The organism is Cupriavidus necator N-1, assembly GCF_000219215.1.
GTDB classification, from domain to species: Bacteria; Pseudomonadota; Gammaproteobacteria; order Burkholderiales; family Burkholderiaceae; genus Cupriavidus; species Cupriavidus necator.
The window spans coordinates 1,156,713-1,170,269 of record NC_015727.1; the positions used below are offsets into that span (position 1 = coordinate 1,156,713).

General features: G+C 66.7%; 10 protein-coding genes. 4 read left to right on the forward strand and 6 right to left on the reverse strand.

Annotated elements, in window-relative coordinates:
• Positions 1-72: 72 nt before the first annotated feature.
• On the forward strand, positions 73-1,050 hold the full coding sequence (locus CNE_RS35245; protein ID WP_013959550.1) for a Bug family tripartite tricarboxylate transporter substrate binding protein: 978 nt from the start codon (positions 73-75) through the stop codon (positions 1,048-1,050).
• A gap of 66 nt (positions 1,051-1,116) precedes the next feature.
• On the opposite strand, the gene CNE_RS35250 is transcribed toward CNE_RS35245, so the two are convergent.
• Entirely contained in the window at positions 1,117-2,298 is a 1,182-nt protein-coding gene (locus CNE_RS35250) for a porin (RefSeq protein ID WP_013959551.1), read from the reverse strand.
• A gap of 104 nt (positions 2,299-2,402) precedes the next feature.
• Entirely contained in the window at positions 2,403-3,248 is an 846-nt protein-coding gene (locus CNE_RS35255) for an enoyl-CoA hydratase/isomerase family protein (protein ID WP_013959552.1), read from the reverse strand.
• Positions 3,249-3,522: 274 nt separating this feature from the next.
• Between CNE_RS35255 and CNE_RS35260 the strand changes: the two genes are divergently transcribed.
• The gene (locus CNE_RS35260) at positions 3,523-4,722 is read left to right on the forward strand and encodes an acyl-CoA dehydrogenase family protein (protein ID WP_013959553.1); all 1,200 of its coding nucleotides are present in this window, start codon (positions 3,523-3,525) and stop codon (positions 4,720-4,722) included.
• A 416-nt stretch (positions 4,723-5,138) separates the two neighbouring features.
• Here CNE_RS35260 and CNE_RS42810 read toward each other — a convergent pair whose 3' ends face one another.
• The 4 genes from CNE_RS42810 to CNE_RS35275 form a co-directional block, all read right to left on the reverse strand.
• Entirely contained in the window at positions 5,139-5,261 is a 123-nt protein-coding gene (locus CNE_RS42810) for a hypothetical protein (protein ID WP_268989235.1), read from the reverse strand.
• The gene (locus CNE_RS35265; protein ID WP_041229320.1) at positions 5,258-6,406 is read right to left on the reverse strand and encodes an acyl-CoA dehydrogenase family protein; all 1,149 of its coding nucleotides are present in this window, start codon (positions 6,404-6,406) and stop codon (positions 5,258-5,260) included. The genes CNE_RS42810 and CNE_RS35265 overlap by 4 nt, the downstream gene beginning before the upstream one ends.
• 34 nt (positions 6,407-6,440) lie before the next feature.
• Positions 6,441-6,788 carry a short-chain dehydrogenase/reductase SDR gene (locus CNE_RS38830; RefSeq protein ID WP_148271776.1) on the reverse strand — a complete coding sequence of 116 codons (348 nt, stop codon included), beginning with the start codon at positions 6,786-6,788 and terminating at the stop codon, positions 6,441-6,443.
• Positions 6,789-7,043: 255 nt separating this feature from the next.
• Positions 7,044-10,949 carry a LuxR C-terminal-related transcriptional regulator gene (locus tag CNE_RS35275; RefSeq protein ID WP_013959557.1) on the reverse strand — a complete coding sequence of 1,302 codons (3,906 nt, stop codon included), beginning with the start codon at positions 10,947-10,949 and terminating at the stop codon, positions 7,044-7,046.
• A gap of 712 nt (positions 10,950-11,661) precedes the next feature.
• Between CNE_RS35275 and CNE_RS35280 the strand changes: the two genes are divergently transcribed.
• Both CNE_RS35280 and CNE_RS35285 read left to right on the forward strand, forming a co-directional pair.
• The gene (locus CNE_RS35280) at positions 11,662-12,234 is read left to right on the forward strand and encodes a DUF2889 domain-containing protein (protein ID WP_013959558.1); all 573 of its coding nucleotides are present in this window, start codon (positions 11,662-11,664) and stop codon (positions 12,232-12,234) included.
• Between the two features lie 129 nt (positions 12,235-12,363).
• Positions 12,364-13,530 (forward strand): thiolase domain-containing protein, encoded by a 1,167-nt coding sequence (locus tag CNE_RS35285; protein ID WP_013959559.1) that lies wholly within the window; start codon positions 12,364-12,366, stop codon positions 13,528-13,530.
• Positions 13,531-13,557: the final 27 nt, after the last annotated feature.

The window sequence follows — 13,557 nt, forward strand, 5'->3', positions numbered from 1 at the left end:
CGGACGTGCGCCATGCCGATGCACGCGGCCCGCGTTGTACGGCGGCACCGATTCAATAAAAGGAGACCACTTATGCCCAGTTTCAAGCCCCGCATGCTGAGGCTGCTGTGCCCCTGGCTGGCGGGATTCGCCATCGCAACACCGGTCCATGCCGGCGAGTATCCCGAGCGACCCGTCAGGATCGTCTCGGTCACCAGCGCCGGCACCGGCGTCGACGACTACACGCGCCTGCTGGCTAAGTACCTCACGGACAAGCTCGGGCGGAGCTTCGTAGTCGAGAACCGGCCTGGCGGCAACATGGTCGTGGCAACCGACTTGGTGGCGAAGGCTGCGCCGGATGGCTACACCATACTGCTCGCGGGCTCCGGCGCCATGGCGGCCAACCCATACCTGTTCCGCAAGCTGCCTTATGACCCGATGAAGGACTTCGTGCCCGTGGCGCGGCTGTCGGTGCTGCCGATCGCCATCATCGTTCCGGGCAACTCGCCCTATCGCTCGGTGAAGGAACTCGTGGCGAGCGCGCAGGCGAATCCTGGCAAGCTAAACTGCGCCACCTCGAGCAACGGCTATCGCGTCATCGCCTATGCCTTCAATGAAGCCGCGAAGATCGACGCGGCAAGCGTGCCTTACAAGGCCTCGAACGCGTTGATGACGGACGTGATGGCCGGCGTGGTGGACTACGCGGCGGTCGAGGCGTCCGCCATCATTCCGCACGTGCAGAGCGGCAAGCTCCGTGCGCTGGCCGTCACCGGCCCATCCCGCCTATCGCCGCTAAAGGACGTGCCGACGCTGGCCGAACTGGGCCTTGAGCGGCAACCGTTGAATACCTGGACCGGCCTCTTCGCGCCAGCCGGCACGCCGCAGCCGATCGTCGACAAGCTGGCCAGGCTGGCGCTGGAGTTCATCGGTACGCCTGAGGCGGTAGCGCACTACCACGCACGCGGCAGCGCAGCCTATCCCGCCGACGGCGCGGCGCTGCGCAAGACCATCGTCGCGGACCAGCAGATCTGGAAGCGGATGATCGCGCTGACTGGCATCCAGCCGGAGTGACGAGGCAACAGCGCCGCCCACCCTTTTCGGGTCGGCGGCGCTCCTATCGTCCTGCCGGACCTGCAATCAGAAGATGTGCCGCACGCCCGTGGTCACACCGACCATGTTCTTCTGTCCCGGTGCTTGCGGATAGTTGAACAGGTAGCCGGTGAAGGGGCCGTCGTTGATCAGGCTGCCGTTGTGGACGTAGCTGCTGGCGAGGTACACGTCGGTCCGCTTGCTGAGCGAGTAATCGAGCACGAGCGAAACCTGCTGCGGATTGGCGGGATTGGTCGCCACGCCCGCTGGCGTCGGACGGTACTGCTTGATGTTCGAGTAGTAGTAGCCGAGTTGCACGCCCAATGCCGCAGTCACGTCATAGTTGACGCCGGCGAACCAGAAGTCGTCGCGGATCAGCGTGGCGTCGTTGCTGAACTGGCTATCGCGATAGCGGTAGCCGCCGCTGATCTTGAGTCGGCCCGTCGTGTAGCTCGCGGCCACGCCGGTCTTGCGCTCGCGGCCCGTGTTGCCAGGCGTCGCGGCCGGCGCGGGATTCCACTGGTCGTACCCCACGCCCACGGCAAAACCACCGCCCTCGTACGAGACCGCCGCGCCCCATGCGCTGTTGTCCTTGATATTGCCGGGCGCTTCTCCCGGGCCCAGGGGCTGCCCCGTTCCGGCTGCCTGCAACGATGATGCCGTGCCGAACGAATAGTGCGCTCCCACTTGCACGCCGCCGAACTTGCCGCGGTACTTGGCCATGTTGGACTGGCGGTAGTTCAGGCCCAGCCACCATACCCCCGGTTCATAGCTGGCCGCAAAGCGCAATGGCGCGAAGACAATCAGCGCGTCGGTCATTGACGTGTACTGACGGCCAAACGTAAGCCGGCCATGATCCTTGTTGCCTAGCCCCACGATGGCCGCCCGGTTGAACAACGGCGCGGTGGTCAGGTTGCCCGAGTCCCAGTCGAACCCCGACTCCAGGTTGAACAGCGCCGACCACCCCTGCCCCAGGTCTTCCGTCCCACGCAGGCCCCAGCGCGACGCTGACAGGCCGCCCGCGCGCGGCATGTCGAAACGCTTGCCCACCGGCGCGGTGGCCGTGCCCGTCGTGGCCAGGTTCGCGGGCGCGGTGCCCACGCGGTTGACGTATTCGATGCTGCCGTCGATCACGCCATACAGCGTGACGTTGGTCTGCGCATGGACGACACCAGCAGCCATCGTGCCCAGCGCCGCCAACGACGCGTGCGCGAGTTGTGATTTCTTCATTTTCTCCCCTTCTCCCTTTGCTTGGTGGCGTCGCCCCAGTGGTTGGGGCGACCTGATGCGCCGCGCTAGCGTCCTCCACGCATGCGCGGATTAAAAAAATCCAGTCACGCCGGGTTACGCCGGACTTCACGATCCCAGTCATACTTCGGCGCTTCGCCGCGCAGGAAGCCGCGCACCGCTTCCCCGTAGTGCGGCGCCGCGGCGGCTAGCGCCTGGGCCTGTGCCTCGATCTCGAACATCGTGTCGTAAGGCGTCTCGAACGTCGCGTTTGCAGCGCGCTTGGTCAGCGCCATGGCTTCACGAGGGCCGTTGAGGAAGCGCGCCGCAAACCGGCGCGCGGCTTCTGGCAGCGCATCGGCGGTGTAGATGTCGTGCACGATGCCAAGTTGCCGGGCCTCCTGGGCGTCCACGCGGCGACCGGTCAGCATCAGTTCCTTTGCCTTGCTCATCCCGACGATGCGCGGCAGCGCGTAGAGCGCACCCATGTCCGGTATCAGTCCGACTTTCACGAACGCCATCGAGAACGACGCCCGCTCCGAGGCGAGCACGAAATCGGCTGCCAGCACCAGCGAGCAGCCAGCGCCTGCCGCAGGGCCATCGACGGCGGCAATGACCGGCACGCCAAGCTGGTGCAGCCGCCGTAACCACGCATGGGTAGCGGCCACGCGGTGGCGCATCACCTCGGGGGCGCGTGCCGCAGGATCGGGGTCGTCAATCAGCGCCGCGACGGACTTCAGGTCGCCGCCAGCGCAAAAGCTGCCGCCCGAACCGGCAAGGATCAGCGCACGAATGCTGCACTCGTTCTCAACGATATCGAGCATGTCGGCATAGTCCTGCCGCATCTCCAGCGACAGCGCGTTGCGCGCCCCGGGGCGCTGGTGCGTGAACTCCGCGATCCCGTCGAGGACGGTCAGTACGGAATGGCGCAGCGGATATTGCGAGGTTGGCATTGAGGATCCTTCGGTGGATGGGAAACGTCCTGCACGTGCTGGGCAGACAGTCTCCACGCACGCGCAGCCCAACGGTCCCACCCGACGTGAGGGGATGCAACGCAACCCGAAGGGACATATGGAACGCCACGAATGTATCGCCACAGCGGCGCGCACCTGGCGACACTTATCGCCACCAAAGGCGGGGGGCACAACCTCATGCCGCCTTGCTTTAAGGTGCAGCATGTCGGCAAGCCGCGTTCGCGGTGCCGCCGGTTAATGGAGAGCAACGCAAATGGACTTTCGAGCCGACCCCAACCTCACGCAGTTCCGCCAGCAGGTACGCACGTTCCTGCGCGATCACCTGCCCGCCGACACGCCAAGCCGCAACCACGGCATGCGTTCTCCGCGCGACACGCTAGTCGCGTGGCAGAGCACCCTCAATAGACAAGGCTGGGGTGCGCCGTCCTGGGCGTCCGAGCACGGGGGGCCGGGCTGGACCGTGCAGCAGCGCCTGGTGTTCGACGAGGAATGCGCGCTGGCTGGCGCCCCCTCGCAGGACAATTTCGCGCAGAAGCTCGTGGGCCCCGTAATCAACCATTTCGGCACCCCCGCGCAGCGGGAGGAGCATATCGGCGCGATCCTGTGCGGTGACCGGATCTGGTGCCAGGGCTTCTCGGAACCTGGCTCCGGTTCTGACCTGGCCTCACTGCGCACGCAGGCCATGCGCGATGGCGATGACTACATCATCAATGGCCAGAAGACCTGGACCAGCTATGCCCACCACGCCGACTGGATCTTCCTGCTCGTGCGCACGGGCGCTGGCGAGAGGAAGCAGGCGGGCATCAGCTTCCTGCTGGTGGACATGAAGACGCCGGGCATCACCGTGCGGCCGATCATCAGCATCGACGGCTGCCACCACCTGAACGAGACGTTCTTCGACAACGTACGGGTGCCCGCCACGAACCTGATCGGCGAGGAAGGCCGCGGCTGGCAGGTGACCAAGTTTCTGCTGAACAACGAGCACGCATTCACGGCCGACCTGCCGACGCTGCGCCGCATGCAACGCCAACTGCGCACGGTGGCGGCAGCGCCGGCTCAGGGCCGCGCGCTGCGCACGCAACCGCAGTTTGCGCTGCGGCTGGCCCGCTACGAGGCCGAGATGGAGGCCGTGTCGGTGCTGGTGCAGCGCGTGGCCGCCCTGGAACAGGCCGGCGACCACAGCGCCACCGCGCACGCCTTGGGTTCGGTGCTGAAGATCCTCGGCACGGAACTCCAGCAGCAGATGGGGCAGTTCCTGGTCGAGAGCCTGGGGGACTATGCGCCCGTGGCCTATCCGTTCAGCGCGGAAGGCAGCGAGGCAGAGCCGCTGCCGATGCAGGACACCATGCAGGACCTTGCCACCGAAGCGTTCTTCCGCCGCGCCACCACGATCTACGGGGGCACCAGCGAGATCCAGCGCGGCATCATCGCCAAGGCGAAGTTCCAGCTCTGAAGTGTCTCCACGATTGCCTGTTGCTGCCATTCGCAGCCACAGGCAACGGTTCTGGCCGGGCAGTGACCCGGCTCCTTTTTTTGCCCGACCCACAAGAAAAGAAAAGCCACGCGGCATCGAGGGATGTCTCTGCGTGCCGTCCGGGTGATCGACGCCGCCACGCACACCGGACGCTTGGGACCGTGGCGCTCTATCGTCATCTCGATCTCGGTTTGTGCGCCGCCGTCTTCGAGCGCACCGTAGGGTATTCCCATGAAGCCGCCGCGCCGGCTACCGACCGGCACCGGTGCAGGACAACGCTACTTGCCCTGGTCACGTTCGCGATCCCAGGCAGCAGGCTTAGCGTCAGGCGTCCCTGGGCGACGGTGGTGCCAAGCGCGCCGGATCTCGCGCGGCCTCCTCTGGCCGTGGATTCGTTAGTGACCCCGGTGGCGTCGGCAAACGGTGTTTAGGCGGCACTGGCCGATGGCGACCCAGTCACCGACGCCGATGACCTCGCCCATCGGCGTTGGCTCGCGGGTTTCTTCTTTGATGTTCATGCCTGTACTCGTTCGTTGTTGAGGGAATGCTGCAACGCTTCGGCCACCAGTGATTCATGGAGGTCGGCGTTGCCGAACAGCGCATCGGCTACCACTGCGCGCTTGAAGTAATGACCGACGATATATTCATCAGTCATGCCAATACCGCCGTGCAGCTGGATGCCCTGGCCGCACACATACTTGGCCGCGCGGCCGACCAGCGACTTCGCCTGCGACACCGTGCGCTGCACGTCGTCCGGCGTGCCGGTCTCCACGGTCGCAAGCAGCGCATATAGCATCGAACGCGCCAGCTCCGTCTCGGCGGCCATGTCAGCCATGCGATGCTGCAGGACCTGGAAGCTGCCGATAGGCACGCCAAACTGCTTGCGTACCTTCAGGTACTCCGCCGTGATCTCGATCGTCTTGTCCATGGCGCTGACGAGTTCCGCACACAGCGCCGCCGTGGCCTGAAACAGACCATGCTGGAGCGCTGCCAGGCCAGTGCCGGGCTCGCCCAGCAGCGCGTCGCCTGGCACGGCGGCGATGTCAAACGTGATCTCCGCCGCCCAGGTGGCGTCATGGAGCGGCACCGCGCGGCACGTTACCCCCGGCGTGTCGGCACGGACTACGAAGAGGCGGAGTTCTCCACCATGCATGGCAGACACGACAAAGGCGTCGGCCTCGGTGCCACCGAGCACGAGCGTCTTGGTGCCGTTTAGCACGTAACCGCCCGCTGTCGCCTCGGCGCACGTGGCGATGGGGGCCGGCAGGCCCCGAGTTCCCGCTTCGCTGTAGGCCAGCGCCACCCGCCGCGATCCGTCTGCCAGCGCGGGTAGCAGTGCATCGCGCTGCGCGGGCGTGGCGCCGGCCAGCAACGTCTGCGCAGCGGCCACGGCACAGCCGAGGAACGGCTCGATCACGAGGCCGCGGCCGAACTGGCCCGCGATCAGCACGGTGTCGAGCAACGTGCCGCCCAGGCCGCCCTGTGCTTCGGGCAACGCGGCGGCAAGCCAGCCGTTGTTCGCGAACGTGGCCCAGTGCCGGCCATCGCAGCGCGACCCGGACTTGACCAGCGCGGTGCGCGCCTCGAAGCCGTAGTCCTTCTCGACGAAGCGCGCCACGCTGTCCTGCAGCAGCTGCTGCTCAAAGGTAAGTTCGAAATTCATGTTCATTTGGGTTGGAAAAGCGGAACTTCATACGTCAGAGGGAAAGCAGTGTGCGCGGGCGAAGGCCATCAGACCGGATCAGTTGAACACGCCGCGCGACAGGCCCGGTGGGAACAACGCCGGCTTGAACATCGGGATGGCCCCACGCCAGGCAGCTCCCCACGGTCCAGCCGGCGTCGTTGCGCGCGGTGCGGATGGTGCGTCGCTGCGACATCAGATAGAACTCCTTGCTGCGTACGACGAATACCTGGTTCTTGACCTCGCGCGCCTGTTCGCTCAGCAGCGCCAGCGTGAACGGGGCGATCTTTGCCGGGTTCAGCGCATCAGAACCTGCATGCGTGCCCGGGCTTCGTGGCGTGCTGGCCGGGACGCTGCCTGCCATGCGTGTGAACGCGAACAGCGCGACGCGGTTCAGGCGCCCCCATTGCACTTCTGCCCGGATGGACCATCATCGCGGCGCGGCCGGCCGGGGAGTACTCCCCGACGTGGGTGGAAGGCGGTGGCGGAACTTATGATGAAATTTGTTAGGGCGAAATTTGAACGGACTTAAGGGGAACTGCAGCGGGACTATCCAGTGCTGGGGACGTGCGCCATCCCCACTCCCGTGCATGACGTGGCCTGGCCGCAGTTGCGCACGTCAAGCCGCCAGCGCGCTGCCCGGTTGCGACGGCGCCAGGTCGCGCAGCCGCGCTGCAGCCCTACCCCGGCCGTTGACACCGAGCTTCACGTAGATGTTTTTGAGATGCCATTTCACCGTTTCGGGCGACACGTTGAGCACACTCGCGATCTTCTTGTTCGACATGGCCTGCGCCAGCAGCCCGAGAACCTCGCGCTCGCGCTCGCTCAGCATGGCGATGGCCCCCGCCTGCGCCGAGGTACCTGGCGGCGCAGGCGCGGCCGTTATGGCAGCCGTCAGCAAACGGCGCGCGTAGAAAGCAAGCACGGGGTCGTCGAGCCCCTCACCGATGAGTGCCGCGAACGATGGTGCAGCACCGGCCGTCGCGTCGAGCAGCGTGCGGGTCAGCCCCGAACCATGCCCCGTCCGAAGCGCCCGCACTAATGCAGCGCGCGCACCTGCGCTATTGCCTGCTGCATGGCGTGCCAGCGCCGTCTGCAGCCACAGTGTGGCGGACCGGGCGGGCCCTGCTTCGCTTTCCAGTATGAGCCGAGCTTCGAGGCGTGCCGCCGCGTTCGCATAGTCGTGCGTATGAAGCAACATCTCGATCCCGGCCTGTGCAGCGATGCGGGCGACATGGGCGGCTACCGTGCCGGGCTGGCCGGCGTAGCGCTGCGCAAGCTGCTGCACGCGCCGGAGCACCGCATTGGCGCGTTCGGTCTCACCGAGCTGAAGATGCCGGCTCAAACGCAGGAGCAGCGCCTCCGCCAGCAGGCGGTCGATCCGATAGCGCACGGCGTAGGCTTCGAGCCGGTCCAGGCACGCGGTGGCCTGCGCCCGCCGCCCGGTGAGCCAGTACGCCCTGGACAGAACTGTGAACGCTCGCAGTACCACATCGGGCAGCGACACGCGCTCGAGCATTGCGATGCGCGGCTCTAGCAACTCGCATGCGCTGTCATAGTCGTTGAGCTCATAAAGGATGTCGGCCAGCAAACCGGCGGCCATGCATGTCAGTCCGAGGAAAGCGGGGCCGCGGCGCTCGGCCTCGCGCAGCACCTCGCGGGCACTCTTGGCCGCGTGCTGGATCTCGCCCTCCATCGCCAGGCTCATCGCGGTGATATAGCGGCCAAACATGCTGCTGCGCGGCACATTGCTGCGTCGCTCGGTATCGCTTTGTAGGCGGCGCGCCTCTTTGTATTCTCCGCGCAGCAGGAAGTACCACGACAGCACGTTGCTGCGGCAGGTCCACCAGAGATCGTCTGCCTGGGGCGGGATCGCCCAGAGTTCGGGCAGCATGCCGATGATCGTGTCGATATCATCCAGCTGCACCGCGCGGCCGGCGCGAAGCAGGCAGACGACGTAGGGGTGGACGGTGTCGGTGCGGTCGCACAGCACTGCGAGCCGCTCCAGGCTCTGTTCCAGCCCGTCCACGTCGCGCATGTAGAGCCGCAGGAACGCCACCAGCGCCAGCAGGCCGAAGCGGCTCTGCACCTGGTCATCGGGCAGCCGGCGCATCAGCGTCAGCAGCTGCGTCAGGTCGCCGCTCTTGAGCAGGTCGTGCCCGCTTGATTCCACCATTGCCGCGGCGGCAGCCGCCTCGCCCGCGCGCACGGCGTGGTAGACGGCGTCGCCGAGCTGGCCGCGTCGGTCGAACCAGCTCCAGGCGGCGGCATGCAGCGCGCGCGCCTCCGTGGTGACGCAGGCAATGTCCGGATCGCCAATCCTGCCGTTATCCGCGGGCTCCAGCCTCGCCAGCAGCGTTTCTCGCAGCAGCGGATGGATCCGATACCACGCCTCGCTGTCGCCGCTGCCTACCTGGGTGATGAATTGGTTGTCGGATTCGAGCCGGGCCAGCCGCGCGGCGATGCGCGACGGGGTATCGGTCTCGCCCGGCATTGCCGCGCACAGGTTGGCGCAGAAATGAGGGCAGACGGCCATGCGCGTGAGCATGGCGAGGTCATCCGATGCCATCAGGCCCAGCACCTCACGCTCGAAATACGCGGCGAACATGTGCGGGTCTCTTGCACGTGCGAACGGATAGTCACCGCCCTGCCGTTTCCGCAATTCCACGGCGAAGAGCTGCAGCCCCGCCACCCAGCCATCGGTCAGCGCGTGAAGAGCCGCGGCGTCGCGCGTCGACACCGCACCGACCTGGTCATGCAGAAAGCGTGCCGACTCCTCCGGCGTAAAGCGCAGGTCGTGCATGTCGAGCTCGGTCAGCAGCCGTTGAGCGCGCAATGCCTCGAGCGCCAGGGGCAGCGCGCTGCGCGAGCTGAACGCAAGATGGAGCTTTGGCGGCGCGTAGTCGAGCAGACGCTGGAGCGCACGAAAGATGCGTGTGTCAGTGAGGTGGTGCAGATCATCGATCATCAAAACCAACTCGCGCTCGCGCTGGTCTAGCGTCTGCACCAGCGTAATGACCCAGTGTTCGATCGCGTTATCGTCCTGGCCGGTGCCGGTCAGAGCTGCCGCGTTGCGCGCGATGGCGGGATCCGCCTCGGCCAGGCTGGCCAGCAGGCATTCGAAGAATCGTGCGGGCGCGTTGTCTTCCACGCCCAGCGCCAGCCAGCTCACGTCGAAGCCCAGTGAGATCAGCCCCTTGCGCCAGACCATCAACGCGCTTGTCTTGCCCGCGCCGGCCTGGCCTTGGATCACCACGCAGCGCTGCCGGCGCGCGTCCAGCAGCCGGCTCATCAGTCGCTCGCGCGGCAGCAGCTTGCGCACATGACGCGGCGGCAGCAGCTTTGCGCTGGCCACGGCTTCTACCGTGCGCGGGCGGACCCGCGGCGCTGCTGGATGCGATACCAGCGAAAGGACTGGCTGTGCGGTGGCGCGCGGCGGCGGCGATGGCTGTATCGGCGCTTGGGCACGCCCGCGGCCGATCATAGGCCATGCGTGCCCTGCCGGCGCCAGGTCGGCGGCATCGACCGGCTCTACCAGGCCGACCACATCCACTTCGCAATGGGGGGCCGCGTCAGCCCCGCGCACCCAGTCGAACGGCCGCCGCGCTTCATGCTGTCCTACCGCCGCAAGCACCTGCGCGACGCTTGCCGGCAATCCGCCGGACGATTCTCGCAGCAACGCCTGGACGCCGCGCAGCCAAGCGGCGTGGCCCGCCACGAAGCGCACGGTCCAGCGTTGGCCGGCCAGCACCTCCTGTACCTTGGGATGCTCGTGCGAGAGAGGGTTGTCAGCCAGAATCAGCAACTGGCGGCCAGGCGGCGCGTGCGGCGCCAGCCGGCGCAGGAAGGCCAGCCAGCCGCCGACGCGTCCGGCATCGGAATCAGGCGCGCTAGCGGCGTCGAGCATCTTCAGCGTGGTCAGGAACGACACCCCCATCGTGCGGCGGAAAGCTGCGCTGTTGCGCTGGTTGGCTACGGCAAATGCCGGTTTGCCGGCGGGAGCGCCCGCCTCCATCGCCACGGCCACCGCATGCTCGGGCGCCGCGAGGTAGAGGCCGACGATCTCGGCGGCGTGCAGTTTATCGGCCGTGCCGGACAGTAACGCGGCAGCGGCGGTTCGATCCGGGCGGGCCGGCAGGCCGCTGGCACGCCAGTGGCGCGACACGCAGGCCGAGCTAACGCCCAGTTCGGCGGCAAGCTGGCGCGCGCTCAGTGTTCCGGGCTCGGCATCGCGTGCCAGCGCCACGAGACGAGCGACGTCCATCCGCACCGGCGGCGCACCGCGAGGCAGATCCCGTTCGATCCCGGCCAGCCGCGACACGGCATAGCGGTCGCGCCAGCGCGCCACCTGTACGCGCCCTACGCCGACCTCGGCCGCGATGTCCTTGTTCTGCCATCCTGCGGCAGCCAGCAGAATCATGCGCGCGCGCTGGGCGAGCCGCGCGTTTCCCGAACCTGCCGCAGCGAGCGCCTCGAGTTCTGCACGCTCGGTGTCGGTCAGCACGATGTGGCAAGCGAAACGCATACGTGGTGTTCCTCCTTATTGCTGGCGGCCCGTCAGAAGTACCATCTGGCCCCGCCCCCCGTATGTCCCGTTGCTACGGCGGGCCGTACGACCCTAATATTCGTCGAAGCCTTTGGCGCAGGCACTTTTGCTGCCGGGGAAGACTACCAAGGATGCATGGCGAGCCAACCTAGCCAGAATGGCGAGCGCTGGCTCGCATAGTGATGTCTACGGAACAAAACACGGGGTCAACTCGGTAAAGGTCGTGCCGTTTTCTCGTATCCGCTGCTGAACCGCACCCAGCCATGCCCCACGTCCTCCCCCCCGCCGAAGCACTGATGGACCTGCTCCACGAGGTGCGGCAAGTCAGCCGCCAACTACAGGTAGCCGCCCGGCGCTGCACGCGCGGAATCACCTATGCCGACGCGCTGCGGGACCTGATCGACGACCGCATGCTGGGTGCCGATCGGCGCGCGCGAATCATCTGCTACGCGTCGGCGGCGGAGCTTGGCGTCCACGTTGAACTGGCTGCCGAACACGCCCGGCAGGCGATGACGGGGGGCTCGGGTTTCCGATGCGCGTGCTGTTCTGGGCCGCCTACCGACGTATGCAGTCGGGGCGGCACCGGCGGCCGGGCGCCTGGCCCCGGCCTGACTGAGAGCCGGAAGCGACAAGCGAAGACATTCACCGGTGGGCGCCTCATTGATTACACCGGCACAGGAGATACAGCCACATGCCCCTTCCCACCCGCAAGCCCCTGCATAGGCGGCAGATCACCTGCACCGCCTACCTGCGCGACGACGGCGTGATCGACATCGAAGCAGAGTTGAAAGACGTCTCGCCCGACGGCACGCACCTGCTGTTCAAGCAGGTGCCGCCCGGCGGCGCCATCCACCATATGCACGTCTCGGTGACGGTGGACATGGACCTCGTGATCCAAGACATCACCGCCCGCATGCTGAGCGGTCCGGCCGGCAGCTGCCCCGAAGTGGAACCGGCCTACGATGCGCTGCGCGGCCTGGCGCTGCGCGCGGGCTTCCGGCGCATGGTCAAGGAGCGCGTGGGCGGCGTGAAAGGCTGCACGCACATGACCGACCTGCTTGGCCCGATGGCCACCACAGCCGTGCAGAGCCGCTTCGCGCTCGACCGTGCCCGGCGCAATGGTCGCATGCCTGGAGATGAAGTCGGCTTCATGCCTAAGCCGGCGCTGATCGAGTCGTGCCACACCTATCGCGCGGAAAGCGCCGCCGTGAAGGTCATCTGGCCGCCGCACCGCCGCACGCGCGACGCCGACACCCCAACCTAGGACTGCGCGCCCGCCTGAAAAGCGCTTCGCCTGCCCCGTGACAGCGCGAGCATGGCCGTGCGGGCCAGGCCCGCTCTCGTCCGCAAAACGTTTCATCCCCCGCCAACGTTTCGATTGAAGGAATCAAACATGAGCATCAAAGGCAAGGCATATGTCGTCGGTGCCTATGAACATCCGAGCCGCAAGGCACCGGACAAGTCAGTGGCCCAGCTTCACGCCGAAAGCGCCCGCGGCGCGCTCGAAGACGCCGGACTGACGCTGGCCGACGTTGATGGCTACTTCTGCGCCGGCGATGCACCCGGACTCGGCGTGCTGAACATGGTTGACTACCTCGGCCTGAAGCTGCGCCACGTCGACGCCACCGAGACCGGTGGCTCGTCGTACCTGGTGCATGTGTCGCACGCCGCGCAGGCTATTGCCATGGGCAAGTGCAACGTGGCGCTGATCACGCTGGCCGGCCGCCCACGCTCGGAGGGTTCTAGCGGCACCAAACCGCGCGCCTGGGGCGCCAACATTCCCGACTCGCCCTTCGAGTTGCCATACAGCCCGGCCACCGTCAATTCGTATGGCATGGTCGCCATGCGCCATATGCATGAATATGGCACCACGCCCGAGCAACTGGCCTGGATCAAGGTGGCCGCGTCGCACCATGCGCAACACAACCCCCACGCCATGCTGCGCGACGTGGTGACCGTGGAAGACGTGCTGAACTCGCCGATGATCTCAGACCCGCTGCGCAAGCTCGACTGCTGCGTGGTGTCCGACGGCGGCGGCGCACTCATCGTCGCCCGCCCGGAGATCGCGGCCAAGCTGAACCGGCCGAGGATCAAGGTGCTGGGCGCGGGCGAGCATGTGAAGGGCCAGCTAGGCGGCCATGTGGACCTGACGTGGTCGGCGGCCAAGGTTTCGGGCGCCGCGGCATTCGCCGAAGCGGGCGTGGCCCCCGGGGACATCAAGTACGCATCGATCTATGACAGCTTCACGATCACCGTACTGATGCAGCTCGAAGACCTCGGCTTCTGCAAAAAAGGCGAAGGCGGCAGATTCGTCATGGACGGCAACCTGATCTCCGGCGTTGGCAAGCTGCCGTTCAACACCGACGGGGGCGGTCTGTGCAACAACCACCCGGCCAATCGGGGCGGCATTACCAAGGTAATCGAGGCCGTGCGCCAGTTACGCGGCGAAGCGCACCCGGCCGTGCAGGTCAAGAACTGCGACCTAGCCCTGGCCCAAGGAACCGGCGGCCTGCTTGGCTCCCGCCACGGCAGCGCCACGCTGATCCTCGAACGCGAGTAGTCCGCCTCACACAATACATCCGCGCAA

Bases quoted from the DNA above. Each gene is read 5' to 3' on its own strand.
- CNE_RS35245 (WP_013959550.1), top strand. From the start codon at position 73: ATGCCCAGTTTCAAGCCCCGCATGCTGAGGCTGCTGTGCCCCTGGCTG.
- CNE_RS35250 (WP_013959551.1), bottom strand. From the start codon at position 2,298: ATGAAGAAATCACAACTCGCGCACGCGTCGTTGGCGGCGCTGGGCACG.
- CNE_RS35255 (WP_013959552.1), bottom strand. From the start codon at position 3,248: ATGCCAACCTCGCAATATCCGCTGCGCCATTCCGTACTGACCGTCCTC.
- CNE_RS35260 (WP_013959553.1), top strand. From the start codon at position 3,523: ATGGACTTTCGAGCCGACCCCAACCTCACGCAGTTCCGCCAGCAGGTA.
- CNE_RS42810 (WP_268989235.1), bottom strand. From the start codon at position 5,261: ATGAACATCAAAGAAGAAACCCGCGAGCCAACGCCGATGGGCGAGGTC.
- CNE_RS35265 (WP_041229320.1), bottom strand. From the start codon at position 6,406: ATGAATTTCGAACTTACCTTTGAGCAGCAGCTGCTGCAGGACAGCGTG.
- CNE_RS38830 (WP_148271776.1), bottom strand. From the start codon at position 6,788: ATGGCAGGCAGCGTCCCGGCCAGCACGCCACGAAGCCCGGGCACGCAT.
- CNE_RS35275 (WP_013959557.1), bottom strand. From the start codon at position 10,949: ATGCGTTTCGCTTGCCACATCGTGCTGACCGACACCGAGCGTGCAGAA.
- CNE_RS35280 (WP_013959558.1), top strand. From the start codon at position 11,662: ATGCCCCTTCCCACCCGCAAGCCCCTGCATAGGCGGCAGATCACCTGC.
- CNE_RS35285 (WP_013959559.1), top strand. From the start codon at position 12,364: ATGAGCATCAAAGGCAAGGCATATGTCGTCGGTGCCTATGAACATCCG.